Raw genomic sequence first — 26,676 nt, 5'->3', positions numbered from 1 at the left:
CACCTCTATCCTGCTTTGGCAGTTGCATATGCTGTCGACCAAGTTGTACGATGACTGCTGACCTCACAGATTCGGCAACCCATAAAGGAGCGCAGGTACCGCTTTCATCCGGACCTGTCTCCCACCTCAAAACAACAGGAGATACCGATGCCTAACATTCTCGGCCACAACTTCATCGCTGGCGGCCGCAGCGCCCTGGGTCAGATCCAGCAGAAAAGCCTCGACGCCACGACCGGTGAAGAACTGCCGTACAGCTTCTCCCAGGCCACCGATGGCGAAATCGATGCCGCTGCCCTGGCTGCCAAAGAAGCCTTCCCTGAATTCCGTCAACTGAGCCCGGCCCGTCGCGCCGAGTTCCTTGAAGCCATCGCTGACGAGATCGACCAGTTGGGCGATGACTTCGTCGCCATCGTCTGCCAGGAAACCGCTCTGCCTCAAGCGCGTATCCAGGGTGAACGTGGTCGTACCAGCGGCCAGATGCGTCTGTTCGCCAAGGTTCTGCGCCGTGGCGATTACCTCGGTGCCCGCATCGACCTGCCGCTGCCGGATCGCAAGCCTCTGCCACGTGTCGACCTGCGCCAGTACCGCATCGGTGTCGGCCCGGTCGCCGTCTTCGGCGCCAGCAACTTCCCGCTGGCCTTCTCCACCGCCGGTGGTGATACCGCCGCTGCGCTGGCAGCCGGCTGCCCGGTCGTCTTCAAGGCCCACAGCGGTCACATGGCCACCGCCGATCTGGTAGGCAGTGCAATCATTCGCGCAGCCGAACGCACCCAGATGCCAAAAGGCGTGTTCAACATGATCTTCGGCAATGGCGTCGGTGAAGGTCTGGTCAAGCATCCGGCCATTCAGGCAGTGGGCTTCACCGGTTCTCTGGGCGGCGGTAACGCCCTGAGCAAGATGGCCGCCGAGCGTCCACAACCGATTCCGGTCTTCGCGGAAATGTCGAGCATCAACCCGGTGGTTCTGCTGCCGGAAGCGCTGGCAGCACGCGGCGAAACAGTGGCCAAGGATCTGGCGGCGTCGGTTGTCATGGGTGCTGGCCAGTTCTGCACCAACCCTGGCGTGGTGATCGGTCTGCGCTCTGCAACCTTCTCGGCCTTCCTTGAGCAACTGACCGAGCACATGGGCGGTCAGGCGCCACAAACTATGCTCAACGCCGGTGGCCTGCGCAGCTACAGCAAGGGTGTCGAGCACCTGCTGGCGCATCCGGGCGTGACTCACCTGGCAGGCAAGCCGCAGGAAGGCAAGCAGGCTCAGGCGCAACTGTTCAAGGCTGATGTCAGCCTGCTGCTCAACGGTGACGAACTGTTGCAGGAAGAAGTTTTCGGCCCGACCACGCTGGTGATCGAAGTCGCTGACGATGCCGAACTGAAGAAAGCGCTGCTGGCCTTGCGTGGTCAGCTCACTGCGACCCTGATCGGCGAGCAGACAGACCTGGCCAAATACAACTGGCTGCTGCCGCTGCTGGAAGAGAAAGTCGGTCGTATTCTGGTCAACGGCTACCCGACTGGCGTCGAAGTCTGCGATGCCATGGTCCATGGCGGTCCTTACCCGGCGACTTCCGATGCCCGTGGCACCTCGGTAGGCAGCCTGGCCATCGATCGGTTCCTGCGTCCGATCTGCTATCAGAACCAGGCTGACAGCCTGTTGCCACCTGCCCTGCAGAACGCCAACCCGCTGGGCCTGAAACGTCTGGTCAATGGCGAGTGGAGCGACCAGCCTATCGTCTGATCGGTAGCCACAAAAAACAGCGGCGCGGCCTGAAAAGGCTGCGCCGTTTTTTTTGCAATCCAAAACAGTGACCTTGTGCCGGATTGCCAGGACCGTGTGCCGGTCCTGGCCGGAATCAGCACCGCATCGACCGTCAATACGGTCGTGCGGTAGATAACACGGTATGCACCTTCAACCAGTGCATACCCTTTTTCCAACGCTGGCGAATCAGACAGCCTCCGAAACATTGATCCGCACCGGCACGTTCAACGACTGCCCCAATGGCAGGCCAAACAGCAGAACATCGGAACGTTGCTCACCGAAGCGGGCGATATTGGGCAAGCGGGCCCACAGGTGCGCACCCACCGCCGTGACGATCTTCTGGCTCGGGGTGTTGGCCGCCATGATCCAGGCCACCAGGTTTTCGAGCCCGGCCTGCTGACCCAGAATGACCGTCGCCTTGCAGAGCAGGACGCCAATACCACTGCCGAAATGGTCGCCGCGCACGTAGATGGCCGTTTCCCCGGTTCTGTAGCAGGCCTGGGTTCCCCAACTGAAGCGGTTGATCGACAGCCAGCCCAGGACTTCGCCGCGACGCTCGTAAACGTAGACCGGCAAGCCATCACGCTTGTAGAGGTTGACGTAGAACTTCACTTCTTCGTAGGTCATCGGCCGGGTAACCGGCGAGTTGGCGCCACTGCCCGCCGTTTCATTGAAGATGTTCATCATCGCTTCGAGGTCGTCTTCAGTGAACTCGCGAATACCGCGTGGCAGACGTGGCAGCTCGGGGTTAGGGACAAAACTGTTCATCAGTGAATCTCCTTGGAATAAACGCTGGATTTGAGCTGTCCACGGGCACGAGCCAATCGTGAGCGGATGGTGCCAATCGGGATATCCAGATGACGCGCGGCATCCTGGTAGCTGATGTCCGAGTCGACCACCAGTTGAATGACGGTGCGCATGTCCACCGAGAGTTCTTCGATGGCTTCGAGGGTCCGGCCCAGGGTGCGCTGAAAATCGCTGACCAGGCTCGGGTCATGGCCATGTTCCAGGTTTTCCAGTTCGGAGTCGGTCAGCTCCATGCACTGAGGCTGGTTATAGAAGGTCTTGAAATGGTTCCTCACCAGATTGGCTGCAATCCCGAACAACCAGGTTTCAGGCCGGGAGGTGCCCAGGTATTTGTGCTGGTTGCGCCAGGCTTCCAGATACGTCATCTGCATCAGGTCATCGACATCCGCCTGATTGAATACACGTTTAGCGATGAAACCCCGCAGCTTTTTCTCGCTGCTTTTAGCAAGGCCACCCAAGTCCAGTGCGATAACACCAATGACTTTCCCTTCGCGCTGCATGCCTTTGACTTCCACGGTTGTATCTCCATATCCATACGTAACTTTTGCCAGTAGTGGCCAGATAGGGAGAGCAGCGAACGTACCAACTATTTAATATTTTCAAGTTATTGTTTTATAAGGATTTATAGGCGCGAAAAAGGGTGTTTTGTGCCATTTGTTGCATTCCCGACACAAAGGCTGTGCAAGAACTGGCACAGCATTCAAAACACCGGATTGCAGGAACCGGTTGCGCTTAAACGCCACTCAGGAAACACATGTTCCGAGGCGATAGCGCAGCCCATGAAAATCAACTCCTTCCCAGATATGCGGCCTGCTGACCTGGAGCCGCTCCCTCGCCCACCTGTTGCGGAAACAAAGTCGTTCGCCCCCAAGAATCCATTGCTCGATTCCATGGAAGAAGTGGCGATGAAGTTCAGCGAAAGTGTGGAGCGCCACAGCAAGGGACTGGACGAGCGACACGTTCGCGAATCCGGCAGTTCGCAACGTATCGAGCGCATCGAGAAGCTGGCCGAGATGTACCGCCTGCTCGATAACAGCGAGCAGCCAACCCTGGAGCAGCAGGCCAGGCGCATGCAGATCCAGATGATGCAGCAAGGCAGTTCGATGCCTGACCTGCTGAAGATGGCGGACAACGACCCGGCGCGGGCCGACATTCTGTTGCAGCAGGTGGTGCGCCTGTCCGTTGCCGAAGGCAGCGAAAGCAGCCACGACCAGGCTCAGAGCATGCTTGAAGAGCTGCGCCTGACCCACGGCGACAAGATTCGCGCCGGTCTGAATACCGCCAGCGCCATTGCCCTGTTCAGCAGCGACCCGCAGCAACGCAGCCTGATGCGTCAGCTCTATTACAAGGCAATCGTTGGCCAGCAGCCGCTGGCCACTCTGCTGGAAGCCTTGCTCGAACGCTTCAATGAAGATCAGTTCGCCCGCGGTCTGCGCACCCTGCAACGGGCGCTGGCCGATGACATTGCCGCCCTCGCCCCTTCACTGCCGGGCGGCGTACTGCGCTCGATGCTGCGTGGCCTGGGCGCCAGCGGCCAGTTGAACAACCTGCTGAAAACCTGCCTGGCGCTGCTTGAGCGCCTGGCCAGGAAATCTCCCGACAGCGCCATGACCGCACTGGGCATGAGCAAACGGGTACTGCGTTTCTGCGGCAACGGCTTCTTCGCCCGCGACCTGACGCTGCTGGCCGAGGAAACCATTGGCCGCACGCCCAACCTGCAACCGCTGTTCTTCAACGGCCTGTATCCGTTGCTGCAAAACCTGCCCCTGCCGTTATGGAAGGACCTCAAGACCCGCCAGAACGGCCTGCGCCTGTTGCAGGGCCTGATGGATGAATTGTCTCGCCAGGAACGCAAGGCCATGGGCATTGAAGATGCCGGGAGAGCCATCCAATGATCCGCATCATCCATGCACTGAACAGCCTCGCGCTGGCCGTGATGAAGCGTACGGAAATCGTCGGCGCGATCATGGTCATGGCCATCGTGTTCATGATGATCCTGCCCTTGCCCACCGCACTGGTGGACGTGCTGATCGCCCTGAACATCTGTATTTCGTCATTGCTTATCGTACTGGCGATGTACCTGCCGCGCCCGCTGGCGTTCTCGACCTTCCCGGCAGTCTTGCTGCTGACCACCATGTTTCGCCTGGCCTTGTCGATTGCCACCACCCGCCTGATTCTGCTGCAACAGGATGCCGGCCATATCGTCGAAGCATTCGGCAGCTTCGTGGTTGGCGGCAACCTGGCGGTGGGTCTGGTGATCTTCCTGATCCTGACCATCGTCAACTTTCTGGTCATCACCAAGGGCTCGGAGCGGGTTGCGGAAGTGGCGGCACGCTTCACCCTGGACGCAATGCCCGGCAAGCAGATGTCCATCGACAGCGACCTGCGGGCCAACCTGATCAACGTGCGCGAAGCCCGGCATCGCCGTGAGCAGCTATCCAAGGAAAGCCAGCTGTTCGGTGCCATGGACGGCGCGATGAAGTTCGTGAAGGGTGATGCCATCGCCGGCCTGGTGATCGTGTTCATCAACCTGATCGGTGGTTTTTCCATCGGCGTGATGCAGCACGGCATGGAAGCCGGTGACGCCATGCACCTGTATTCGGTGCTGACCATCGGTGACGGCCTGATCGCCCAGATCCCCGCGCTGCTGATCTCCCTGACCGCGGGCATGATCATCACCCGCGTGGCCCCGGACAGTCAGACCGCCGATGCCAACATCGGTCACGAAATCGCCGAACAGCTCACCAGCCAGCCAAAAGCCTGGGTATTCGCCTCCATCGGGATGATGGGGTTCGGCCTGATTCCGGGAATGCCGACCTTTGTTTTTGCGTGCATCAGCGCGCTTTGCCTGTTCAGCGGCCTGATTCAGTTGTGGCGCATTCGTCAGAAAGAGCTTTACCAGGATCAGGTCGGCTCCGCCCGCAATGCCGCGCCTGAACTCAATGGTCGCGAGGATATCCGCCGTTTCAACCCGTCGCGGGCCTACCTGCTGCAGTTTCACCCCAGCCATCAGGGTTTGATGGAGCTCGACATGCTGATTCAAGGCATTCGCCAGCGTCGCAACACACTGGTTCACAACTTCGGCCTGACGCTGCCCTCCTTCGATATCGAGTTCGTGGAAAGTTGCGAAATCGACGAATTCCGCTTCTGCGTTTATGAAGTGCCTTTTGTACGCGCCACCATTTCCCTGACCCACGTGGCCGTCGATATCCGCGATGTGGAGGAAGATCAGGCCGGTTACCCCGGACGTATTGATCGCGACGAAGCCCAATGGATGTGGGTCGATGCGAACGATCCGCTGTTCGAAGACGAGGACATCGTCGGCATACGGCCTCATGAGCTGATCCTTGAACGCATGAGCCGCGCCTTCCAGGCCACCGGCCCGCAATTCATCGGTCTTCAGGAAAGCAAGGCGATCCTCAGCTGGCTGGAGTCCGAACAACCGGAACTGGCCCAGGAGCTGCAACGTACCTTGCCTCTGGCGCGGTTTGCTGCTGTGTTGCAACGTCTTTCTGCCGAACTGGTTTCGTTGCGCTCGGTCAGGCCGATTGCCGAAACCCTGATCGAACAAGGCCAGCATGAACGCGACCTCAATGCCCTGACCGACTATGTCCGCATCGCCCTGAAGGCACAGATCTGCCATCAGCACAGCGAAGAAAACACCCTCAATACCTGGCTGGTGACGCCGGAAACGGAAGTATTGCTGCGCGATGCCCTGCGCCAGACCCAGAACGAATCCTATTTTGCCCTCGAACCCGAGCTGGGCAGTGCGCTGCTGGAACAGTTGCGCGAAGCCTTTGCCCTGCAATCGAACCCGCCATCCAGTCCCAAGGCTGTATTGCTGGTTGCCCAGGACCTGCGCAGCCCCTTGCACAGCCTGCTGGCAGAAGAATTCAACCACGTACCCGTGCTGTCTTTCGCCGAGTTGTTATCCACGGTGCAAGTCAAGGTTCTGGGTCGCATCGACCTGGATGAAGCACAAGCCCTGATGGCCTGATGGAGTCCCCATGGAAACCAAGAAACACTACGAATTACGGGTACTGACCGGCCTGCATCGGGGCGCGGCACTGCCCTTGAACGGCGATCAATGGAGCATCGGCTCATCCAGCGGCGCAGACCTTGCGCTGTACGACCCCGGCATCAAGGACAGCCACTGCATGCTGCGGCTGGTGGACAGCACCTGGTCCCTGGCCAGCAGCGAAGGCGCCGTCACCGACAGCGAGGGCCACAAGATCGAGGGCATCACCCAGCTTGAGCCGGGCACGCCCTTTGCCCTCAATGGCGTGTGGTTGTCGGTGCTCAGCGCCAACACCGAATGGCCGGCCGAAGAGGACGAAGAACAACCTCAGACTTCTGCGCGGGACTTTGCACAGGCCCTCAACGACCCGGAGCTCGAACAGGCATACAGCCCCGAACCGGAGCCGGAACCCGAGGAGCTTGTGGCCGAGCGTGAAGCACCTGCACTCAAGCGGACACCGCGTTCACTGCTCGGGCCTTTACTGCTGGCCGGTTCACTGGTGGTCTTTCTGGGCGCGTTGTTCTGGCTGGTCAATCAGCAGGAGCCTGCACCACCCGCGCCGATCAAGCCCTCCAAAATCGAGCTCAAGGATGCGACCGAGGTCAAGAAAGTCCTCACCAAGATGCTCGAAGAACGCGAACTGCAAAAGCGCATCACCCTGGCCGAAGAAGAAGGAAAGATTTTCCTGCACGGCCCTTTCGACGAAGACGACCTGCTGCAATCCACCTCGCGCATGCTGTTGCACTTCGATCGCCAGTACAAAAGCCCGCTGCAAGTGCTCAACGCCCTGCCCGCCGCCACCGCCGAACTGCCCTTCACCATCATTCAGATCAGCAATACACGCCTGGCCAGTGTCCTGACCAGCGATGGCCGACGCCTGTTCCTGGGCGATGAAGTCGATGGCGTGCGCTTCGTGGACATCAACGAACACAAAGTGGTGTTCGAGGGTGAGCGGCGTGTGGAGGTGAGCTGGTGATGGAATCGACCATGACACCTCTGGACAGCTGGCGCCAGGAACACAGCGAGCGACTGCAACGCTGCGCACCGGTCGAGGTCATGGGCCGTATCGCCGGTGTCAAAGGCATTCTCTTGCACAGCCATATGCCTCAGGCCCGTATCGGGGATCTGTGCGAAATACGTAGGGCCGACGGCAGTGAAGTCATGGCCGAAATCGTGGGCTTCGACCGCCAACACACCTTGCTCGCAGCCCTCGGGGCGCTGGACGGTATCGCCATCGGCGCGCCGGTCCGGCCACTGTTCCAGCCCCATAGCCTGGTGGTGGGTGAATACCTGCTGGGCTCGGTGCTGGATGGTTTCGGCCGCTCGCTCAGCGGTGACGGACCTTCGGCCTTTGCCCTGTCAGGCGCAGCGGGTGCCCAGCCGGTGATTCGCGATGCGCCGCCCGCCACCGAGCGACCCAGGATCGAAGCGCCGCTGTCCACCGGCCTGCGCGCCATCGACGGGCTTCTGACCCTTGGCGAAGGCCAGCGGGTCGGGCTGTTCGCCGGTGCCGGTTGCGGCAAGACCACACTGCTGGCAGAGATGGCGCGCAATACGCCTTGCGAGGCGATTGTGTTCGGTCTGATCGGTGAGCGCGGACGTGAATTGCGCGAGTTTCTCGACCACGAGCTGGACGAAGAACTGCGCTCGCGAACCGTGCTGGTCTGCTCCACGTCGGACCGCAGCAGCATGGAGCGCGCCCGGGCCGCCTTCACCGCCACCACCATCGCCGAAGGCTTCCGACAGCAAGGCAAATCAACCCTGCTGATCATCGACTCCCTCACCCGTTTCGCACGGGCCCAGCGGGAGATCGGCCTGGCCAGTGGCGAGCCGGCCGGTCGCGGCGGGCTGCCGCCGTCGGTCTACAGCCTGCTGCCGCGTCTGGTGGAGCGCGCCGGGCGAACCAAAACCGGCGCCATCACGGCCCTGTATTCGGTTCTGATCGAGCAGGACTCGATGAACGACCCGGTGGCCGACGAAGTTCGCTCCCTGCTGGACGGCCATATCGTGCTCTCGCGGCGCCTGGCAGAGCGCGGCCATTACCCGGCCGTGGACATTCTCACCAGCCTGAGTCGAACGATGAGCAATGTGGTGGGAACCGAACAGGTCAAGGGTGCCACACAGATACGCAGACTGTTGGCTGCTTATCAGCAAGTTGAAATGTTGATCAAGCTGGGTGAGTACCAACAGGGGAACGATCCATTGACCGACTTCGCTGTGCAATCACGCGATCAGATCATGGATTTTCTGCAGCAATCGCTACGAGATCCGGTGTCGCTGGAAGACACCCTGGACCACCTCATACAGGTAACTGCTGATGTCCCACGATGACCTTGACCTGCTGGATTCGGCCAATGATCCGCAAATGAACAGCCTTGGCGAAACCCTGGATATCCTGGCGCCGATCCGTCGCCATCGCCTGACCCTGGCCGAACAGGCCTGGCGTCGCCAGAACCAGGTGCTCAACGAGTTGCAGACCCGTCTGCATCAGATGACCCAGGACCTTGAGTCGCTGCACCAGGCCTATCGGCAGTCACGCATCGAGCAGCGCGAGCGGCATTCGAACCGCCCGCTGCCCCTGAGCGAAATGAATGACTGGCTGGCACAGGAACGTCAGACCATCCGGCATATCGAGCGCAACGAAAAGCACCTGAGCAATCTGCAGCATGAACATCGCCAGCAGAAAATGTGGACTGACGACAGCCACACGGAACTGCGCAAACGCCAGCGTGATGTTGAAAAACTCGACTACCTGATGGATCTCGCTCGGGAGGCCTCATGAACACCAAGCCTGCGCCCCACAAACCCGTGCCTCCTCGCCCGCAGGAGCCGCCCAAGCCGCGCAGCAGCAATAACAGCAGCAGCGAGAACACCGCCACGCCGATCAAGCACGAGCGCGGCGAGCATGTGCCTCACGAAACCCTGGAAGAAGGCGAACTCTTCGAGCAGATGATGACCGCGTCCAACGACAACGTCTTCTGGCTGGGCAATGACCAGCCACAAGGGCTGAGCGATGGCTGGCGCGACGGGGAAAAGCATGGCGGCAATGCCTCGTTGCCACCGGCACCGGTCGAAGCCTTGTGGGATTCCCTGCTCAACCCGATCGAGGAACACCTGGCCAGCAACGAAATGGAACCCATGGAGGCCATCTTCGAGTTGCCGGAACTGGGCAAGGTAACCGTACAGGTCATCCCGCGCAGCGACGGCCTGGATATTGCCCTGCGCTTTGCCCGTGATACCGCCTTGCAGCGCTGTCAGGAAAACCGCGAAGCCAGCCGTGAATGGCTCAGCCAGCGGCTGGGACGTCGCGTCAGGCTCACTCTCGATCAGGCAGGTCACTGAAATGAATGCACAGGCACTTGCCCTCAGACCCGTCAGCACCACCGAGGCTTCGATCAGGCAGCGGATAGGCACCGGTCTGAGCCTGCCTTTCCAGCTCAACCGGCAAAGAGGCCAACTGGCCCTGCGCCTGGCGCCCATGCCCGGCCAGAGCGTTGACGAAGGTCATCTGGAATGTGCGTCCGGACCTTTGCGACTGACCAACACCGAAGCCCTGCTGGGCCTGTTGTCCAGTTGCCCGGCTCTGTTACAGCAATCGGACAACAGCGAAGACCATCAATGGTACTGGCAGCTTTACAACCATTACCTGAGCCCGGAACTGCAACACCTGTTCGGCTCCCTGCAACCGCTGGATCAGCCCAATGAACAAGGGCTGGACTGCCTGCTGGAAGCACGCATCAACGGTTTGCGGGTCTGCTCCCGGCTGAGCGCGCCGCCCGCCACTCTGCTCGACCTGCTGGATCGCGGCCAATGGCAGCACAGGTCCGTCGGCAAGACCTGGCCGTGGCCCATCAATACCCCGTTGCTGCTGGGCCATCTGGCACTGACCTACAAGCAATTGAAAGGCCTGCGCCCGGGCGATGTGCTGCTGCCTGATCACCCACTGTTTACCCCCGATGGCCACGGAATACTGCAACTGGGCTCCTGCCGCCTGAGCCTGGTCCAGGAATCCGCCAACGCATTGTGCTTCACCCTTACCGAACTGGAGCAAGACACCATGAATGCCACTATCGACCACTTTGCGGCGTCCGACAGCGATAACCCGATTCTGCTCGACGATATCCATCTACAGGAACATGAAGACTTCGCCGAAAACGCAGCTGACGGAAGCGACGATCTGGAACGCTTCAACGATCTGGCCCTGGCCCTGACGTTGCGGGCGGGCAATCTTTCTCTGAGTCTGGGTCAGTTGCGCTCACTGTCTGTCGGCTCCGTACTGACCTTCAACGGCTGCGCGCCGGGCAATGCCATGTTGTTTCATGGCGAACGTGCCCTGGCACATGGCGAGTTGGTGGATGTCGAAGGACGTCTGGGTCTGCAAATCACCCGCATGGAAGCTTTGCGGTGAACCTGCAGGATGCCAACCCACTGACGCTGGCCCTGTTTCTTGGGGCCCTGTCACTGGTGCCATTGCTGATGATCATCTGCACGGCCTTCCTGAAGATCGCCATGGTGTTGCTGATCACCCGCAACGCCATCGGTGTCCAGCAGGCGCCGCCGAACATGGCGCTGTATGGCATTGCCCTGGCCGCCACCCTGTTCATCATGGCGCCGGTGTTCAACGAAATGGGGCAACGGGTCAAGAAACTCCCCGATCGGCTGGACAACTTTGCCGCCATGGAAAGCGCCGGCAAACATGTAATCGAGCCGCTGCGCCTGTTCATGACCCGCAACATCGACCCGGACATCCAGACCCATCTGCTGGAAAACACCCAGCGCATGTGGCCCAAGGAAATGTCGTCCCAGGCCAGCCGCGATGACCTGCTGCTGGTGGTGCCGGCCTTCGTGCTGTCCGAATTGCAGGCCGGCTTTCAGATCGGCTTTCTGATCTATATCCCGTTCATCGTCATCGACCTGATTGTCTCGAACATTCTGCTGGCCCTGGGCATGCAGATGGTTGCGCCGATGACCATCTCGCTACCGCTGAAAATCCTCCTGTTCGTGCTGGTGGATGGCTGGACCCGCCTGCTCGACGGGCTCTTCTACAGCTACATGTGATCCGCCGAGGCTTTATGGAAACCCTGACGCTTTTCAAGCAGGCCATGTTGCTGGTGGTGGTGCTGTCCGCTCCGGCGCTGATCGTGGCGGTGATTGTCGGTGTCATCACCTCGCTGCTGCAGGCGGTGATGCAGTTGCAGGATCAGACTCTGCCATTCGCCATCAAGCTGGTTGCCGTTGGCGTGGCACTGGCGCTGACCGGACGCTGGATAGGTATCGAACTCATGCAACTGGCCTACCTGTCTTTCAACATGATCGGTCAGACGAGGCCTTGAGATGTTCGAACTCCCGTTCAAGGAAGTCAGCGAATCGATCATTGCCCTGACCATTGGCATGGCAAGGCTGTACCCGTGCCTGTTCCTGATTCCGGCGTTCGCGTTCACCGAACTCAAGGGTATGCTGCGGCACACCATCGTGTTGGCCCTGGCCCTGTTCCCGATGCCCGGCATTCGCGCGTCTCTCACCGGTCAGACCCTCGACTGGCTGGACCTGACGGCGCTGCTGCTCAAGGAAAGCATCATCGGTCTGCTGCTGGGCCTGTTGCTGGCCATGCCCTTCTGGCTGTTCGAGTCCATCGGCTGCCTGTTCGACAACCAGCGTGGCGCGCTGGTGGGCGGCCAGATCAACCCGGCACTGGGCGACAACACCTCGGAACTGGGCCACATGCTCAAGCAGGTCATGATCCTGCTGATGATCCTGGGCGGCGGTTACGCCACCCTGACCCAGATCATGTGGGACAGTTATCTGATCTGGCCCGCCACCCAATGGGTACCCGTCACAGGCCCCGAGGGGTTCGAGGTCTATCTCAAGCTGGTCGCCAGCACGTTCCGCTTCATGGTGCTGTACGCCGCGCCGCTGGTAGGCCTGTTGCTGCTGATCGAATTCGGCATGGCGATCCTCAGCCTGTACAGCCCGCAACTGCAGGTCTCGACCCTGGCGATGCCTGCCAAGAGTCTGGTGGGCCTGGGCTTTCTGGTGCTGTACATGCCCATGCTCACCTGGCTTGGCGAAGGGCGCCTGGATGAACTGAAAGACTTGAAGCACTTGCTGCCGCTGATGTTGCAGATCCCCTGACCGCCCTCTGCCGGAAGCCTGACCATGAGCGAAAAAACAGAAGAACCCACGCAGAAAAAGCTCGACGACGCACGCAAGAAAGGTCAGGTCGGGCAAAGTCAGGATATTCCCAAACTGTTCATTTTCGCGGCCTTGATCGAGATGATCCTGGCCATGGTGGACTCCGGCATGGAGCGTCTCAAAGAGCTGATGATTCTGCCCATCATGGAGCTGGATCGGCCCTTCGGCGCCGCCCTTGGCGAGGTGATGACCAAGGCTGGCCTGGAGTTGCTGCTGTTCATGCTCCCGGTCCTGGGGATTGCCGTAGTCATGCGCCTGGCGGGCGGCTGGGTCCAGTTCGGGCCGCTGTTCGCCACCGAGGCCCTGAAGCTGGACTTCGAGCGTCTGAACCCCATCAATCAGTTCCAGCAGATGTTTTCTTCGCGCCAGTTGTTCAACCTGTTCAACAGCCTGTGCAAGGCGGTGATGATCACCCTCGTGCTGTATTGGCTGCTGCCGCCGTCACTGGGCGACCTGATCGGTCTTGCCCAGACGGATCTGGACAGTTACTGGAAAGCGCTGGTCGACCTGTTCAGACGTCTGTCACGTATCTGTCTGGGTTTGCTGCTGGTGCTGGCAATCCTTGACTTCGCCCTGCAGAAGTACTTCTTCATCAAAGGTCAGCGCATGAGCCATGAAGACATCCGCAAGGAATACAAGGAGTCCGAAGGCGACCCGCACATGAAGTCCCACCGCAAGTCCCTGGCCCGGGAAATCTCCGAAAAACCCGGCTCCGCGGCCCCGACCCAGGCACCGGTCGAAGACGCCGACATGCTGCTGGTCAACCCGACCCACTTTGCCGTGGCGCTCTTCTATCGCCCTGACCAGACTCCGCTGCCGCGTATCATTTGCAAGGGTCACGACGCCGATGCCCGGGAACTCATCGAGCGCGCCCGCAAGGCTGGCGTGCCTGTGGTGCGCTTCGTCTGGCTGGCACGGACGCTGTATCGCGAAAACGTCGGGCAGTTCATTCCTCGGGCCACCCTGCAGGCTGTGGCGCAGGTTTATCGTTTGTTGCGCGAAATCGATGAACAGGCAAAAGGGGACACGATCGAGATGCCTCACTATTGAGGCCTCATCAACAAATGAAAATACGCCGAATTTTTTCCTTATAAATCAATCTACTTACCAGAGTAACAAAAACACTTAATACCCAACGAACAAATAACGCACTGCCTTTTATAATTTTCCGTTCTATATACCGGGTTGCCACGCACAAAGCCCGCCTATAGATTCAGCCTCGTACTCAGTCAGCAAGACATACTGACGAAGTGGCTTCAACACGGACTCTGTTGAAGTTTGAATCAGGCAATCACGGAAGATTTGTATTATGAATACTGATCAGAAAAGCAACTGCCGTTCTTCGTTCAAGGCAACACATGAACAGTTCGCAAGAATGTTCGCACTTTCCGAAGCAAACCCGGCCCCTGCAATCTCATTGCGCTCCCGGTTCGGGAACATCCCCACACCCCGCTCTCAAGACCTGATGCGCGACGCTTGCGACACCCGGCAGCCCCTTAATACTCCTGACTTGATGACACCCCTCACAAGACTGGCTGAAAACAGCGAAGAGCATTTTCATTAGCCGGCTCAATACACACCCCTTGCTCTAACCGTTTAAAACGAACGCTGAACTTCTTCGGTTTGTCCGCCCGACAATCCGTTACGGAATTCGTGTACGCGCTCGTCCGTACTTCCAATGAAATATTAATCTTTCCAAGATGGAGATAACTATGACTGGACTCAGAGTTGGTATCGTTGGTCTCGGCGCACAGATGCAGGAAAATCTGCTGCCCACACTTCTGCAAATGCCGGATATTCGTATCGTGGCGGTCTGCGACAGTGACCGTACCCGTGCCGAACAAATCAATCGTTTCGTATCCAACGTGATGATCACCGACAGCTTCGACGAAATGCTGGCATCCGCCAGACTCGATGCGGTGGTCATGGCCTGCCCGCCCCAGGCGCACCGCGACCTTTCGTTCAAGGCCATGGCCAAGGGTGTACACGTATTCGTCGAGAAACCACCTTGCTTCACCCTTGACGAACTAGAAGCGCTGATCACTGCCAGCAACGATGCCAAAGTGGTTACCGGCGTCGGCATGAACTTCAAGTTCGCCAAGCCCATGCAGCAGTTGCGCAAGATGACCAGCACCGAACAGTTCGGCCAGACCGTGCATGTTCAGCTCAACCACTATGCAAGCAAACCCACGTCGCCGCTCTGGGGCCTGGACTCGACACTGCGTTCCTTCCTGCTGGCCCAGGCCATTCACACCATCGACCTGGGCGTGACCTTCGGTGGCGGCGAACTGCGTGATATCGAGTCCCGGGTGCAGCGTCATGGCGACTCGTTGCTGGTCAGCCTCGAGCTGCAATTCACCACAGGTGCCAGTGTCAGCCTGCTCAGCGGCACCCTGTTCCCCTACTTTGAATTCGACATGAAGATTGTCAGCTCGAACTCGATGATGGTGGAGCTCAACAACCTCTGGAACATCACCATGCACGAGCCGGAACACGGCACCAGTGCCACAGGTACTGCCAAACGCTGGCGTGGGGCGTGGCAGCCTGGGCCACTGGATTCGGGCTATGAGCGCAGCGGTTATTTCGGCGAGCTGGAAAAGTTCTTCCATGCCGTGCGCACCAACACCGCCTTTGAAGCGAGCTTTGAAAGCTTGCGTGCGACCTACAAGGTGATCGAGAGCATCTGCGACGCCGCCGAACAAAACCTTGCCCTTAGCGCGTGAGCCTCGGTCCATCCACAGCCTGTAATGGAATACATGAAATGTCAGCCAATCTTTCAAATACCGTAAACGCACCCGTTTCCGATAAATATCGCCCGGTATACGCGGACGACCTGCTCACCATGAAACTGACCCTGGAACGTCCGTTGTCGGGCACCAGCGACGTGGTGGGCGAATACGAAAGCAAACTTGCCGAGTGGTTCGAGGCACAGCATGCCATTGCCGTGTCGTCAGGCGGCGCAGCCCTCAGCGTGGCTATTTATGCATCGGGCGTAGGCCCGGGCGATGACGTCCTGCTGACGCCTAGCTGCCCGCTGTGTACCATCTACCCGATCATTGCCGCCGGCGCCAACCCCATCTTCGTCGATACCCGCGCCCATGGCTTCGGTGCAGACCCGGCCTCGATCAAGGCTCGCATCACGCCGAACACCAAGGCCATCATCGACATCCCGATGTGGGGATACCCGACCGAAGTCGACGAGTTGCGCCTGCTGACCCATGAACTGGGCATCAAGCTGATTCTGGACCTGGCTCATTCCCATGGCACGACCCTGCAGGGCCGTCCACTGTCGCAGTTCGGTGACCTGTCCTGCTTCAGCACCCACGAGCGCAAGCCACTGGCGACCGGAGAAGGCGGTTTCATCCTCACCGACGACGATGCACTGGCAAAGCGCTGCCGCGACTACAGCCGCTTCGGCAACCTCAATGGCAAGGATTTCGGCCTCAATTACAAGCTCGCGGCACTGCCGGCAGCTCTGGGCGGCAGCCGTCTGGCGTCACTGGCCGGGCAAATCGAGAAACGCCGGGAGAACGCGGCCTACTTCCTGAGCAAGCTGGATCACAGCAAGGTCCGGGAGAAAAAAATCATCGATGGCGGCCTGCCGAACTATTACTTTCTCAACCTTGAGCTACATTTTGCCGACAACCGTGCTTTCATCGACTACCTCGATGATGCGGGCATCCCTTCCGACATCAAGCGCTATGGCTGCAAGGCGCTCTATGAATTCCCGGCACTTGCCCAATACCGCAACGAGTGTCCAAATGCCGAAGCCCTGCTGGCAGGCATGACGACAATTCCGGTTCATCCGGATATTACCCAGACGGAACTGGACTACATGGCAGAACGCATCAACCAGTACGGTGCCGCCTGAATGACGGCCCCTCTCGATCGCTCACAATTGGATCGGCATTTCACCGCGTCCGGGTTCGTCTTGAACCCGGACCGGAAGATGCTGCTGTTGCATCACCGCAAGCTCGGTGTCTGGTTGTATCCGGGCGGCCACATCGAACAGGGAGAAACACCCGACGTAGCCGTGCTGAGGGAGATTTTCGAGGAAACGGGCATCCGCGCCGAACTGCTCGGCGAGCGCGATGAAGAACTCGCCGATATCGAAACCGACGTCACCGTCTTGCACCAACCCTATCGGGTGTTGTGCGAATACATCGATGACAAGCGCGGGCCGCACTATCACCTGGACCTGATCTATGTCACGGCAACCCCTCTGCTCGCCTGCCCGGACGACAGAGAGGTGGAAAATGCGCGCTTCTTCAGTCATCGGGAAACGGCATCGCTGCAGATGTTTCCCAACTTCCGGCGAATGGTAGACCGAGTCTTCGCAGACGATGCGCTGTGGGATCTGGTGGGGAAAAAGGTGTCGTCATGAACCTGAGAACCATTACCCAGAAAGGCACCCTGCACTCGGCTGACGACCTGCGCGAGCTGGAAAGGGCCCTGCACTCGGGCCTGACCGGCACTTCGCCCATTGTCGAGGAGTACGAAGCCGCGATGTCTGCGCTGTACGGCATCAAGCATGTGATCAGCGTTTCGTCCGGTGCGGCTTCGGTGACGGCCGCGCTGGCCGGCGTCGACTTCCGTCCGGGCGATGAAGTCATCGTCGCCCCGACAGGACCGATCTGTACGGTACTGCCCATTCTCGCGATGGGGCTTGTGCCGGTGTTCTGCGATGTCGCGCCGGACAGTTTCGGTCTGGATCCACTGGATCTGCGGCGCTGTATCAGGCCTCGGACCTGTGCAGTGATCGAAGTACCGATGTGGGGTTACCCGATCAACTCGAACGCGACCTGGACTTTTGTAAAGGAAGCCGGAATCCCGCTGATCCAGGATCTGGCCCACGCCCACATGACCCGTCTGGACGGAACATGGCTGGCACGTCATGGCGACATCAGTTGCTTCAGCACCCATGACTGCAAGTTCATCTCCACCGGCGAAGGCGGCTTCGTGATGACCGATGACGATGAGCGGGCACGTCGGATTCGCGCCTACACCCGTTTCGGCAATCTGACCGGCGAATCCCTGGGCATCAACCTGAAACTGGGCGGCCTGCAGGCGGCCCTGGGCCTGGCCCGCTCACGTCAGCTCGGCACGCATCTGGAGCAACGCCTGAGCAACCGCGAACGGCTTCTGGGTCTGCTGGACAACCCGGCGTTTCGTGAAATGCCGGTGGTCCCTGGTGGCGTGGTGAACGGCTATTCGCTGTTGCTGCAATCGGTGGGGCATGACGGTCGCCAACTGGTGCATTACCAGCAGCGGCACGGTATCGAGTCCGATATCGGCAAGTACGACAACCAGCCGCTGTACCAACTGCCGTTACTGACCCGGTATCACCGCGATTGCCCCAACGCCGCCAGGTTGCTGCGTTCATTGACGACGGTGCCATTGCACCCGGATCTGAAGGACGACGACCTGCATTACATCGCCAAGGTGCTCAATGACTACTCTCCCAACTGAATCGGGCACACGCTCGGGCCATGCGGTGGTGATCGGCGGCAGCGTGACCGGCTGCCTGACCGCTGCCGTGCTGGCGCGGCGCTTCGAGCGTGTCACCGTGATCGAGAAAAGTGATTTCTACGACGAAACCGGTCCGCGCCAGAGCCTTCCACAGGAACACCACGTGCATCTTCTGCTGTTGCGCGGCAAGCAGATCATGGAAGGCATTTTCCCGGGCCTGCTGAGTGCGCTGGAACAGGACGGTGCCCAGGTAGCGGACCTGGGGCACGACGTGAAGTGGTATCAGCGCGGTCGCTGGAAAAACCGTTATCGCAGCGGCATCCATGCCCACTATTGCAGCCGCAGACTCATCGACAACCAGTTGCGCCGCTGCCTGACGACGGTGCCGCAGGTCGAGATTCTGTCCGGCACGCGAGTGACAGGGATCGAGTTTGCCGGTGCCGAAGGACAACGCCATGTCAAAGGCGTGAACATCGACAACGGCTCAGGTGCGCAACACCTGCCCTGCGACCTGCTGGTGGACTCCAGCGGCCGGGGCACGCACATGCCCTCCTGGCTGAAAGAGGCCGGCTTCGGCACGGTGCAGAACAGCGTGGTCAAGACCGAGCTGGGTTATGCATCGCGCATCTACAAGCGGCTCCCCGCTTTCGCCGAGCAATGGCAGGTGCTGCTGGTGTTGCCAACGGCTCCGGAACAACGCTCCATGGGGGTCATCAGCCCCATCGAGGGTGACCGCTGGATGGTGACCACCGGTGGCTGGTTCGGCCACTTTCCCGGCAAGGACCCGGACGACTTTCTGCAGGCTCTGGCCAACCTGCCGGTGCCTGATATCCACGAAGTCATCCGCGAGGCCGAGCCGCTGTCGGAGGTCTTCACGTTCAAGATGCCCGGCAGCCGCCGCACCCATTACGACCGCCTCGAACACTGGCCCGAAGGTTTGCTGGTCGTGGGGGATGCCCTGAGCAGCATGAACCCGCTGTACAGCCAGGGCATGACCATCGGCGCACTCGAAGCCGACTGCATCGAAAACCACCTGCACGCGCTGCTGACGCCCTCGCTCAGTTGTCATCAGTTGCAAGGCTTGTTGTGTGGCGTGGTCGACGGTGCCTGGAACATGGCCACGACCGAGGATTTCCGCTTCCCGGAAACCTGCGGTGAACGCACCTGGCGCACCCGCTTCGACCATTGGTACGGCGCCGGACTTGGCAAGCTCTCGGCAAACAATCGCCGGGCGCTGGAAACACAGATCGGTGTGACCAATCTGGTGATGGACCCCAGCCGGCTCTACGCGCCGGCGATTGTGTCGCGCATCGCACTCAATGCCCTATTTCCCAGGATCACCCGACCATGATCGACGACCCCCTGCATTTTTCCGGTATCGAACATGTGGTGTTCGACTGGAACGGTACCTTGATCGACGATATCGATCTTGCTGTCTTCGCCGTGAATCGCTGCGGCGAGCACTTCGATGTCCCGCCCATTACCGCTGAGCGGTATCGGGCTCAGTTCGACTTTCCCATTGCCGGTTTCTACGCGGCGCTCGGGTTCGATCTGGATCGCGTGCCCTTCTCCACCATCGTCCAGCGTTATCTGGAACACTTCGACGCAAATGTCGCCCACTGTCCGCTGCACCCGGGCGTGATCGAGTTTCTCGACGCTGCAAAACGAGCCGGTATCGGCGTCTCGATACTCTCGGCGTCGCATTGCGATGTGCTGGTGCAGACCCTTCGGGCCAAAGGCCTGTATGACTATTTCGAACATGTCGTGGGGCTGAGCCATAACCAGGCGACCAGCAAGACGGCCGAAGCCATTGTGCTGCAAGAAACGCTGGGGACACCCGCCTCACGCACCCTGTTCGTCGGCGACACACTGCACGATTTCGAGGTGGCGAATGCAGTGGGCTGGTCACCGGTACTGGTCTCGACAGGCCATCAGAACAGCGAACGACTGCGCGTCAGTGGTGCGCCGCTGTTCAGCAGCCTGGACGAACTGCTGCAACGTTTTGCACCTGCTCAGGCTCTCTGCGCCGAAACCGGGGAGGCCTGACATGACCACCTCGCACATGGTGCTGATCGGCCTGATCGCGACTGCATTGGCATTGCGCGCGCTGGTCGCCTTTTACTACCGCGACCATCAGCGCATTCTGCGGTTGCTGAAACTGGAGCCACGGATTGCTGGCCGCAAGGAACACTACTACCGGCCATGGGATGGATGGCTCGCACCGCTGCCCTTCATCTGGACCTGGCTGGATATCGTGGCCGCCGTGCTGCTGGCATCGATCTACTCGACGCCGCTGATGTGGCTGGTGGTGGTGCTCTGGAGCGGCGGACGCCTGCGCGCCCTGCAGGAGTTCGGACACAACGCCGTGCATTTCGCGTTGTGCCCCAACCATGCATGGCAGTGGTGGCTGAGTAACGTTTTCTATCAGTTTCCGGCGTTCAAGCGCGACATGCGCAGTCGCCATCAGACCCACACGATGGAACACCATCGCAACCCCAATCACCCCGAGCGTGATCCAAACCGGGCCAGGGTCCAGGCCGGTGGTTATGTGGCGGGGATTTCCTCCAGCAGTTTCCATGCGCTGCTGCTTTACCCGCTGACACCCGGTGGTGCCTGGGTCAACCTGACAACCATGGCACGCAACAGCCTGTTGAACCATTCGCGGCTGACGACGGTGGTCCGGGTGCTGTGTCTGATAGCCGTCGCCGCCCTGCTTTACTGGGCTGGAGGCTGGAAAGGCGTGCTGTTTGGCTGGCTGGTCCCGCTGATGACCTCATACCCGGTCTTTGCCTGGGTCTCGCTGCTCACCGAACACCGCTGGTTTGTCGAAGGAACCTCCCGAGACCGACGCGACCTCGAATACCTGGCAGGCCGCCCTACCGATTATTTCGGCATCAGCGGATGGCTGATCCGCGTGTTCATCGCACCGACGTCCGATGCCTACCATCTGGCCCACTCGCTGTACCCCGGCGTTCGCTGGAACTACCTGCCAGCCATCGACCGACACCTGAAGATTCATGAACCCCGCTACAGCAACAACGCCAGTGAAGGCCTGCTGCTCAAGCGCGGCAGCGCACCCACTGCGCTTTCCGAACTGTATGAACGTCTGGTGACCACCGGACACCCAGAAAACACCCTGAATACGAGAGGCAGCGTGTGAATAACTCATCGACACAGCAGCAGGTTCAACGTATCGGCATCATTGGCGGCAGCGGTCTTCAACAACTGCCCGGCCTGAAGGATATCGAGTTGGTCGAATGCGAGACCGCGTTCGGCAAACCTTCGTCAGCCATCACCCTGGGTACGCTCAACAATGTGCCGGTGGCCTTCGTGCAGCGCCACGGCGTCGGGCACACCATCCCGCCAGCCTTCATCAATGTGCGGGCCAACATCGCCGCGCTGCGCAGTGTCGGCTGTACCCAGGTGTTATCGGTAAGTGCCGTGGGCAGCCTGACCCACGATGCGCCACCGGGCAGCTTCGTGCTGATCGATCAATACATCGATCGCACGATCAAGCGTGACAAGACGTTCTTCGGACCGGGTCTGGTCGGTCATGTGCCATTTGGCGACCCGGTGTGCGGACGCATGCGTTCGGTACTGGCAACCGCCGCAGAAACCGCTGACGTGCAAGCCCTCAATGGCGGCACTTACGTGGTCATGGAAGGACCGCAGTTTTCGACCCGCGCCGAATCCCACCTCTATCGCCAATGGGGCGGCACCGTGATCGGCATGACCGCCATGCCCGAAGCCAAGCTGGCCCGCGAAGCGGAGCTTTGCTACGCGATGATTGCCATCCCCACCGACTTCGATTGCTGGCACGAGTCCCACGAAGACGTGAACGCCACCCTGGTTGCCCAGCGCATGGCCGACACCTTTACCCTGACCCGCCGTCTGGTCACCGAAGCCGTCACCCGCCTGGGTGAACATCAGGGCGCTTGTTCAGCCGGGTGCGACCACGCGCTGGATACGGCCGTGATGACCGCACCGGAGCATCGCGACCCGGAAATGGTCGCACGCCTGCTGACCGTTGCGCCCAACGCCACCCACCTGGGAGCCAAGCCATGAGCAAGGCCATTCCTACCAAGGACCGGGTGCAGATCAAGAAGGTCGAAGTGCTGTCGGACAACTGGTACGTCCTGCGCAAGACCACGTACGACTTTCAGAGCAACAACGGCACCTGGAGCACCCTGACCCGTGAAACCTATGACCGGGGCAACGGCGCAACCATCCTGCTCTACAGCAAGCTGAAACAGACGGTCGTCCTGACCCGGCAGTTCCGCTTTCCTGCCTTCGTCAACGAACACGACGGCATGCTGATCGAAACCTGTGCCGGGCTGCTGGACCGGGACGATCCTCAGACCTGCATCCGCAAGGAAACCGAGGAGGAAACCGGTTATCGCATTCAGGAAGTGCGCAAGGTGTTCGAAGCCTTCATGAGCCCGGGATCGGTTACCGAACGCTTGTACTTTTTTGTCGGGGAGTATTTTGACGAAGACAAACTGAGCGCCGGTGGAGGTCTGGAGGACGAAGGCGAAGACATCGAAGTCCTCGAACTGCCTCTGGACGAAGCGCTGTCGATGATCGAGACCGGCGCGATCTGCGACGGCAAGACCATCATGCTCCTGCAATACGCCAAACTGCATCGACTGCTGGAGTGAGGCCGGGCATGGATGAACTTATCGCTATCAGTTCGATGGAGCACGCAGAGCTTGCCGAGTTCATGGCGGGTATCAGCGAACATGTCGGCGTGCCTGTGCGCCTGTCGCGCTGGTCCACCTCGGAGTTGATCGAGCGGGTCATCAACGGCACGGCGGGTGACTGGGACCTGCTGCTGGGGACCGCTGCCACCGCCCTCCTCGATCCCGCACTGGCTTCACAGTTGCGGGCTCTTGACGGCCTGGATGACTCGACATTGCCTCCCGAGGCGATTGCAGCCGACAGGCGCTGGTTCAGCCCGTCAGGCTTTGTGCCCGCCTTTTGCTACGACCCGCAGGTACTCGCCCAAAATGGCCTGACACCGCCACTCTCCTGGGAAGCGCTTTGCGCACCGGCATGGTCGCAACGCATTGCCCTGCCGGACCCGGGCCGCTCGGGGGCCGGTTATCTGCACCTGAGCGCACTGCTGGAGCATTACGGCGATGGGGCCTGGGAGATGCTGGCCGACGTTGCGCAGCTACGGACTTCGATCAGCGGATCTTCGACGGCGCCAATAGAGGCCGTACTTGAAGGCCATGCACTGGTCGGGGTGACGGTGTCCACGGCGGCCACTCGCGCAGCGGCGCAGCATTCGTCCTTGCGCTGGTGCGTCCCCGCTGATGCCCGGCGCTACGAGTTTGAAGTATTCGGCTGTCGCGCCGGTTCGCCACGGGCAACCGAGGCGATAAAGGCGCTCAACTGGATGCTCTCGCCGCACGCGGCGGCAATCAGCAGAAGCTACGGCAAAGTCGTGGTCGGCGGCGTGTCCAGCGAGACACTGGTAGCGGTCGAGCTGAAAGCGCTGGATGCCATCGAGGCCAGCCACACCAAGGTTGCTCGTTGCGCACGCTGGCATTCACTGTTCGACACAAAGGCAGGCCTATGACAGACACGGCTCACACAGAACGACGCCCCTGGGCGATTTACCTGATGTTCGGGCTGTTCGGCGCTCAACAAGGCATGCTCGGCCCCCTGATGCCCTTTCTGCGTGCCGAATTCGGTCTGGACCTGCGCTGGACCGGTCTGCATTTTGCGGCCTATGCATGGGGGCTGGTGATGATCGGCATCCCCTATCGCTGGCTTGAGCGAAGGGCATTACCAATCGGCACCGGGCGTATCGCAATAGGTTCGATCGTGCTGGCGAGCGGACTGTTCGCCATTGCGGGCGGCTTGCCCATGACCCTGCCGGGCAGCGTCCTCATGGGATTGTCCGGAGGGCTGGTCATGGCCGTCGGACAGGCCATGCTCGGCAAGCGCTATCGCCAGCAGGCTGCCGCGAAACTGGTGGAAGCACACATTGTGGCAGGGCTCTGTGTGCTGGGCGGTGCGCTGCTGGTCGGGGCAGCGACGGCCATGGGGCTGTCCTGGCGCACGGCTCCGCTGATCGTCAGCGCATGGGCCCTGGTGATGTTCTGCGCACCACAGACGATCCATCGACCAGAGCCTGATCAGACGGCCTCACCGGAAACAGCCACGGACACCACGGATGCGCAGCGTCTGACCCGGCTCAGCCTGTGGGCGCTGGTGATACTGGGGATTTCCGCAGAATGGGGTGTGGGCTTCTGGGGTGCGGAATATATCAAGACCCATGCGCAGACCAGCGCATCGGTGGCCGCTACCCTGATGAGCCTGTACTTTGCCGGCACCGTCTGCGGACGTCTGGCCAGCAGCTATGCACTGCGTCGTATATCACCGCTGACATTGCTGAGTTCGGTGATTCTGAGCGCCATTGCTACACTGCTGGTGCTGTCGTTTATCGAAGGGCTGGTCGGTACAGCGATATTCATCTTTGTACTGGGTGCCTGTCTGGGCAATTTCTTCCCGCTGATTCTGGGCTCTGCCATGCGCATCGCGCCCCAGGCAAGCTCGGCGCTCAGTACCCAGGCTTCACAGGCCGTGGGCGTCGCGTTGTTGCTGGCACCCTTTCTGCTGGGGGTGCTGTCAGAACGCATAGGGGTCGAAGCCGCCTTCAGCCTGCTGATCGTCTATCCCCTGCTCATGTTGCCGCTGGTACCGGCCCTGCGGGGTGTCTGGTCACTGAGCAACACTACTGAACACTTAAAGGAGTAAGAACCAATGGCCCTTTCTGCGCTGTTGTTCGATCTGGACGGAACCCTCATCGATACCGATGAATTGCACCTGAACGCCTACAACCAGTTACTGGCACGCTGGGACCGCTCGATGGACATCGGCTACTACAAGGCCCATGTCATGGGCTTCCCGGATGACATGATTTTCGGCGGCCTGTTTCCAGACATTCCCGCCTCGCAATACGCGGATATGGCGGCTCAGAAAGAAGCCATGTTCCGCGCTCAACTGAAAGAAACCATTCCGGTAGCAGGCGTGCTGCGCATTCTCGATCATGCACAGAGCACCGGCCTGCGCACTGCCGTGGTGACCAACGCACCGCGAGAAAACGCCATGGCCATGCTCACCGGCCTGGGGATCGTCGATCGTTTCGAGACCATCGTCATCGGCGGTGAACTGGAGCGCGGCAAGCCTCACCCCATGCCCTACCTGACCGCCCTGGAATTGCTGGGCGTGAAAGCCGACAACGCGCTGGCCTTCGAAGACTCGCTGGCGGGCGTGCAGTCGGCGAACGCCGCCGGGATTCATACCTTCGGCCTCTTGTCGGGGCTTGATGAAAAGCAGCTGCGAGAAGCCGGAGCCAGGAGCGTGATCCGCGACTTCAATGACGATGTTCTGTGGAATCTGTTGAAATCGTCTTCGTGATGCACGTGAGGTGGACAGTTCTGTCCACCCCTCCTAAATCCTGTGAAAGATATAATCGCCAGCGTCACTGCTGGCCAGCGGGACACGGTTTGCAATCAGGCGCTCGCGCAGTTGCGGATCGTCGGCTCGTACCTTCCAGCCCTCGGCCCAGTCGTCCACTACGACCTCTTTGCTCTGACGTATGGCATCGATCAGCTTCAAGCGCTCGGGGAAATAGACAGCAAACGCATCTTCCTTCCAGCTCGCAACCTTGAGGCCCAGTTGCGCGCAGACGGCGATCTTGGTTGCAGCGTCCGCCACATCGGCTTGTCTGGAGCGGTTAACGAGTTCCTGAAGCTCGGGATTGGCCACGCCGTCGGTACAGATAATCTCACCACTGCCCCAGGACTCTGGCGGACAGATCTTGTTGTCGCTGCTCATCTCAATGAACGGATTGATTTCCATCGGGTAGATCCGGCAGACCAGCGGGCGCTCTTCATAGATGCCACACAGGTTGTCCGCACGCAGATTCGGGCACTGCTCCAGAGCATTGCCAACGAACACTGCGATAACGCGGATGCTGCTGTCGTCACTGTTGACCGCGACCGACCGGCCTGCGCCGTGGGCATATTGTCTTGAGTCGGCTGGCCAGGTCAGCTCGTTGAAAGCTTCCAGCACCACCGCTACATCATGACCTCGGGCCAGCCATTGCTCGGCTTCGGTCAGCGTCAGGGGTATGAGCCGGCCTTTGCAGCAGATCCCGCAGCCCACGCAGTTATAGCGAATTACAGTGTTTTGCATATTCCATCCTGGAGCTACAGGTCTTTTCAGGGGCGAACGGGTTCGGCGCCCAGAATCTGGTCGAATGATTGAAAAACAGGGTCACGGACATTCACCTGCTGCTGATCAGCCAGGGTGAGGGGTAAACAAATGTATTGAGTTGCGATACACAAGCATCAATAGGATGGCGCTGGTGCAGTCATGGCGGGAAAATAACAGTTTCCGAACGTATCAATATCGACACAGTTGTA

Annotated in this window: 27 protein-coding genes; 24 read left to right on the top strand and 3 right to left on the bottom strand. The window is 60.0% G+C overall.

Going from position 1 to position 26,676, the window contains the following annotated elements; translation table 11 throughout:
* The first annotated feature begins 147 nt into the window (after nt 1-147).
* Complete coding sequence (locus tag KQP88_RS09235) at nt 148-1,731, top strand: aldehyde dehydrogenase (NADP(+)) (RefSeq protein ID WP_216705450.1); 1,584 nt, start codon at nt 148-150, stop codon at nt 1,729-1,731.
* 207 nt (nt 1,732-1,938) lie between these two features.
* Here KQP88_RS09235 and KQP88_RS09230 read toward each other — a convergent pair whose 3' ends face one another.
* Both KQP88_RS09230 and KQP88_RS09225 read right to left on the bottom strand, forming a co-directional pair.
* On the bottom strand, nt 1,939-2,520 hold the full coding sequence (locus tag KQP88_RS09230; protein ID WP_216705449.1) for a GNAT family N-acetyltransferase: 582 nt from the start codon (nt 2,518-2,520) through the stop codon (nt 1,939-1,941).
* Nucleotides 2,520-3,074, bottom strand: a complete 555-nt coding sequence (locus KQP88_RS09225) for an RNA polymerase sigma factor (RefSeq protein WP_025259572.1) — start codon at nt 3,072-3,074, stop codon at nt 2,520-2,522. The genes KQP88_RS09230 and KQP88_RS09225 overlap by 1 nt, the downstream gene beginning before the upstream one ends.
* A gap of 264 nt (nt 3,075-3,338) precedes the next feature.
* Here KQP88_RS09225 and sctW point away from each other — a divergent pair, with 264 nt between their 5' ends.
* From sctW to KQP88_RS09110, 23 genes are all read left to right on the top strand, one after another.
* A complete protein-coding gene (gene sctW / locus KQP88_RS09220) occupies nt 3,339-4,454 on the top strand; it encodes a type III secretion system gatekeeper subunit SctW (protein WP_216705448.1) in 1,116 nt (371 codons plus the stop codon).
* Nucleotides 4,451-6,556, top strand: a complete 2,106-nt coding sequence (gene sctV, locus KQP88_RS09215) for a type III secretion system export apparatus subunit SctV (protein WP_200993124.1) — start codon at nt 4,451-4,453, stop codon at nt 6,554-6,556. The genes sctW and sctV overlap by 4 nt, the downstream gene beginning before the upstream one ends.
* A 10-nt stretch (nt 6,557-6,566) precedes the next feature.
* Complete coding sequence (locus tag KQP88_RS09210) at nt 6,567-7,553, top strand: FHA domain-containing protein (RefSeq protein ID WP_216705447.1); 987 nt, start codon at nt 6,567-6,569, stop codon at nt 7,551-7,553.
* 11 nt (nt 7,554-7,564) lie between these two features.
* Nucleotides 7,565-8,908, top strand: coding sequence for a FliI/YscN family ATPase (locus KQP88_RS09205; protein ID WP_198728274.1), 1,344 nt, complete (start codon nt 7,565-7,567; stop codon nt 8,906-8,908).
* Nucleotides 8,895-9,359, top strand: a complete 465-nt coding sequence (locus tag KQP88_RS09200) for a hypothetical protein (protein ID WP_025259567.1) — start codon at nt 8,895-8,897, stop codon at nt 9,357-9,359. The genes KQP88_RS09205 and KQP88_RS09200 overlap by 14 nt, the downstream gene beginning before the upstream one ends.
* Nucleotides 9,356-9,919: a type III secretion system HrpP C-terminal domain-containing protein gene (locus tag KQP88_RS09195; protein ID WP_200993127.1), complete on the top strand. Its 564-nt coding sequence runs from the start codon at nt 9,356-9,358 to the stop codon at nt 9,917-9,919. The genes KQP88_RS09200 and KQP88_RS09195 overlap by 4 nt, the downstream gene beginning before the upstream one ends.
* Before the next feature lies 1 nt (nt 9,920).
* A complete protein-coding gene (gene sctQ, locus KQP88_RS09190; RefSeq protein WP_216705446.1) occupies nt 9,921-10,985 on the top strand; it encodes a type III secretion system cytoplasmic ring protein SctQ in 1,065 nt (354 codons plus the stop codon).
* Nucleotides 10,982-11,635 carry a type III secretion system export apparatus subunit SctR gene (sctR, locus tag KQP88_RS09185; RefSeq protein WP_025259564.1) on the top strand — a complete coding sequence of 218 codons (654 nt, stop codon included), beginning with the start codon at nt 10,982-10,984 and terminating at the stop codon, nt 11,633-11,635. The genes sctQ and sctR overlap by 4 nt, the downstream gene beginning before the upstream one ends.
* Before the next feature lie 14 nt (nt 11,636-11,649).
* Nucleotides 11,650-11,910: a type III secretion system export apparatus subunit SctS gene (sctS, locus tag KQP88_RS09180; protein ID WP_025259563.1), complete on the top strand. Its 261-nt coding sequence runs from the start codon at nt 11,650-11,652 to the stop codon at nt 11,908-11,910.
* Between the two features lies 1 nt (nt 11,911).
* Entirely contained in the window at nt 11,912-12,709 is a 798-nt protein-coding gene (sctT, locus tag KQP88_RS09175; RefSeq protein WP_216705445.1) for a type III secretion system export apparatus subunit SctT, read from the top strand.
* A 24-nt stretch (nt 12,710-12,733) separates the two neighbouring features.
* The gene (gene sctU, locus KQP88_RS09170) at nt 12,734-13,819 is read left to right on the top strand and encodes a type III secretion system export apparatus subunit SctU (RefSeq protein WP_216705444.1); all 1,086 of its coding nucleotides are present in this window, start codon (nt 12,734-12,736) and stop codon (nt 13,817-13,819) included.
* 662 nt (nt 13,820-14,481) lie between these two features.
* Nucleotides 14,482-15,492 (top strand): Gfo/Idh/MocA family protein, encoded by a 1,011-nt coding sequence (locus tag KQP88_RS09165; protein WP_216705443.1) that lies wholly within the window; start codon nt 14,482-14,484, stop codon nt 15,490-15,492.
* 38 nt (nt 15,493-15,530) lie between these two features.
* Entirely contained in the window at nt 15,531-16,640 is a 1,110-nt protein-coding gene (locus tag KQP88_RS09160) for a DegT/DnrJ/EryC1/StrS family aminotransferase (protein WP_216705442.1), read from the top strand.
* Complete coding sequence (locus tag KQP88_RS09155; protein WP_216705441.1) at nt 16,641-17,153, top strand: NUDIX hydrolase; 513 nt, start codon at nt 16,641-16,643, stop codon at nt 17,151-17,153.
* The gene (locus tag KQP88_RS09150; RefSeq protein WP_216705440.1) at nt 17,150-18,238 is read left to right on the top strand and encodes a DegT/DnrJ/EryC1/StrS family aminotransferase; all 1,089 of its coding nucleotides are present in this window, start codon (nt 17,150-17,152) and stop codon (nt 18,236-18,238) included. Before KQP88_RS09155 ends, KQP88_RS09150 begins: the two co-directional genes overlap by 4 nt.
* Nucleotides 18,219-19,589: an NAD(P)/FAD-dependent oxidoreductase gene (locus tag KQP88_RS09145; protein WP_216705439.1), complete on the top strand. Its 1,371-nt coding sequence runs from the start codon at nt 18,219-18,221 to the stop codon at nt 19,587-19,589. The genes KQP88_RS09150 and KQP88_RS09145 overlap by 20 nt, the downstream gene beginning before the upstream one ends.
* Nucleotides 19,586-20,284, top strand: coding sequence for an HAD family hydrolase (locus tag KQP88_RS09140; protein ID WP_216705438.1), 699 nt, complete (start codon nt 19,586-19,588; stop codon nt 20,282-20,284). The genes KQP88_RS09145 and KQP88_RS09140 overlap by 4 nt, the downstream gene beginning before the upstream one ends.
* 1 nt (nt 20,285) lies before the next feature.
* The gene (locus KQP88_RS09135; protein ID WP_216705437.1) at nt 20,286-21,398 is read left to right on the top strand and encodes a fatty acid desaturase family protein; all 1,113 of its coding nucleotides are present in this window, start codon (nt 20,286-20,288) and stop codon (nt 21,396-21,398) included.
* Nucleotides 21,395-22,303 (top strand): S-methyl-5'-thioadenosine phosphorylase, encoded by a 909-nt coding sequence (gene mtnP, locus KQP88_RS09130; RefSeq protein WP_198728262.1) that lies wholly within the window; start codon nt 21,395-21,397, stop codon nt 22,301-22,303. The genes KQP88_RS09135 and mtnP overlap by 4 nt, the downstream gene beginning before the upstream one ends.
* Nucleotides 22,300-22,896 (top strand): GDP-mannose pyrophosphatase NudK, encoded by a 597-nt coding sequence (gene nudK, locus KQP88_RS09125; RefSeq protein ID WP_216705436.1) that lies wholly within the window; start codon nt 22,300-22,302, stop codon nt 22,894-22,896. The genes mtnP and nudK overlap by 4 nt, the downstream gene beginning before the upstream one ends.
* Nucleotides 22,897-22,904: 8 nt before the next feature.
* Nucleotides 22,905-23,819, top strand: coding sequence for an ABC transporter substrate-binding protein (locus KQP88_RS09120; RefSeq protein ID WP_216705435.1), 915 nt, complete (start codon nt 22,905-22,907; stop codon nt 23,817-23,819).
* Complete coding sequence (locus KQP88_RS09115; protein WP_253950569.1) at nt 23,816-25,003, top strand: MFS transporter; 1,188 nt, start codon at nt 23,816-23,818, stop codon at nt 25,001-25,003. Before KQP88_RS09120 ends, KQP88_RS09115 begins: the two co-directional genes overlap by 4 nt.
* Nucleotides 25,004-25,009: 6 nt before the next feature.
* A complete protein-coding gene (locus tag KQP88_RS09110; RefSeq protein WP_216705434.1) occupies nt 25,010-25,666 on the top strand; it encodes an HAD family hydrolase in 657 nt (218 codons plus the stop codon).
* 33 nt (nt 25,667-25,699) lie between these two features.
* Here the strand turns inward: KQP88_RS09110 and KQP88_RS09105 are convergent, their stop codons facing one another.
* Nucleotides 25,700-26,446 (bottom strand): YkgJ family cysteine cluster protein, encoded by a 747-nt coding sequence (locus tag KQP88_RS09105; protein WP_216705433.1) that lies wholly within the window; start codon nt 26,444-26,446, stop codon nt 25,700-25,702.
* Nucleotides 26,447-26,676 lie beyond the last annotated feature (230 nt).

Origin of the sequence: Pseudomonas lijiangensis (genome assembly GCF_018968705.1) — a bacterium.
Lineage (GTDB): Bacteria > Pseudomonadota > Gammaproteobacteria > Pseudomonadales > Pseudomonadaceae > Aquipseudomonas > Aquipseudomonas lijiangensis.
This window is presented reverse-complemented; position numbering and strand designations above follow the sequence as displayed.

What these genes read in the sequence shown, in the direction of transcription:
- KQP88_RS09155 (WP_216705441.1), top strand. Translation starts at nt 16,641, where the DNA reads ATGACGGCCCCTCTCGATCGCTCACAATTGGATCGGCATTTCACCGCG.
- KQP88_RS09150 (WP_216705440.1), top strand. Translation starts at nt 17,150, where the DNA reads ATGAACCTGAGAACCATTACCCAGAAAGGCACCCTGCACTCGGCTGAC.
- sctU (WP_216705444.1), top strand. Translation starts at nt 12,734, where the DNA reads ATGAGCGAAAAAACAGAAGAACCCACGCAGAAAAAGCTCGACGACGCA.
- KQP88_RS09145 (WP_216705439.1), top strand. Translation starts at nt 18,219, where the DNA reads ATGACTACTCTCCCAACTGAATCGGGCACACGCTCGGGCCATGCGGTG.
- KQP88_RS09210 (WP_216705447.1), top strand. Translation starts at nt 6,567, where the DNA reads ATGGAAACCAAGAAACACTACGAATTACGGGTACTGACCGGCCTGCAT.
- KQP88_RS09165 (WP_216705443.1), top strand. Translation starts at nt 14,482, where the DNA reads ATGACTGGACTCAGAGTTGGTATCGTTGGTCTCGGCGCACAGATGCAG.
- KQP88_RS09230 (WP_216705449.1), bottom strand. Translation starts at nt 2,520, where the DNA reads ATGAACAGTTTTGTCCCTAACCCCGAGCTGCCACGTCTGCCACGCGGT.
- KQP88_RS09205 (WP_198728274.1), top strand. Translation starts at nt 7,565, where the DNA reads ATGACACCTCTGGACAGCTGGCGCCAGGAACACAGCGAGCGACTGCAA.
- KQP88_RS09195 (WP_200993127.1), top strand. Translation starts at nt 9,356, where the DNA reads ATGAACACCAAGCCTGCGCCCCACAAACCCGTGCCTCCTCGCCCGCAG.
- KQP88_RS09110 (WP_216705434.1), top strand. Translation starts at nt 25,010, where the DNA reads ATGGCCCTTTCTGCGCTGTTGTTCGATCTGGACGGAACCCTCATCGAT.
- KQP88_RS09140 (WP_216705438.1), top strand. Translation starts at nt 19,586, where the DNA reads ATGATCGACGACCCCCTGCATTTTTCCGGTATCGAACATGTGGTGTTC.
- KQP88_RS09135 (WP_216705437.1), top strand. Translation starts at nt 20,286, where the DNA reads ATGACCACCTCGCACATGGTGCTGATCGGCCTGATCGCGACTGCATTG.
- sctS (WP_025259563.1), top strand. Translation starts at nt 11,650, where the DNA reads ATGGAAACCCTGACGCTTTTCAAGCAGGCCATGTTGCTGGTGGTGGTG.
- KQP88_RS09200 (WP_025259567.1), top strand. Translation starts at nt 8,895, where the DNA reads ATGTCCCACGATGACCTTGACCTGCTGGATTCGGCCAATGATCCGCAA.
- nudK (WP_216705436.1), top strand. Translation starts at nt 22,300, where the DNA reads ATGAGCAAGGCCATTCCTACCAAGGACCGGGTGCAGATCAAGAAGGTC.
- sctW (WP_216705448.1), top strand. Translation starts at nt 3,339, where the DNA reads ATGAAAATCAACTCCTTCCCAGATATGCGGCCTGCTGACCTGGAGCCG.
- sctT (WP_216705445.1), top strand. Translation starts at nt 11,912, where the DNA reads ATGTTCGAACTCCCGTTCAAGGAAGTCAGCGAATCGATCATTGCCCTG.
- KQP88_RS09115 (WP_253950569.1), top strand. Translation starts at nt 23,816, where the DNA reads ATGACAGACACGGCTCACACAGAACGACGCCCCTGGGCGATTTACCTG.
- sctQ (WP_216705446.1), top strand. Translation starts at nt 9,921, where the DNA reads ATGAATGCACAGGCACTTGCCCTCAGACCCGTCAGCACCACCGAGGCT.
- KQP88_RS09160 (WP_216705442.1), top strand. Translation starts at nt 15,531, where the DNA reads ATGTCAGCCAATCTTTCAAATACCGTAAACGCACCCGTTTCCGATAAA.
- KQP88_RS09105 (WP_216705433.1), bottom strand. Translation starts at nt 26,446, where the DNA reads ATGCAAAACACTGTAATTCGCTATAACTGCGTGGGCTGCGGGATCTGC.
- KQP88_RS09120 (WP_216705435.1), top strand. Translation starts at nt 22,905, where the DNA reads ATGGATGAACTTATCGCTATCAGTTCGATGGAGCACGCAGAGCTTGCC.
- KQP88_RS09235 (WP_216705450.1), top strand. Translation starts at nt 148, where the DNA reads ATGCCTAACATTCTCGGCCACAACTTCATCGCTGGCGGCCGCAGCGCC.
- sctV (WP_200993124.1), top strand. Translation starts at nt 4,451, where the DNA reads ATGATCCGCATCATCCATGCACTGAACAGCCTCGCGCTGGCCGTGATG.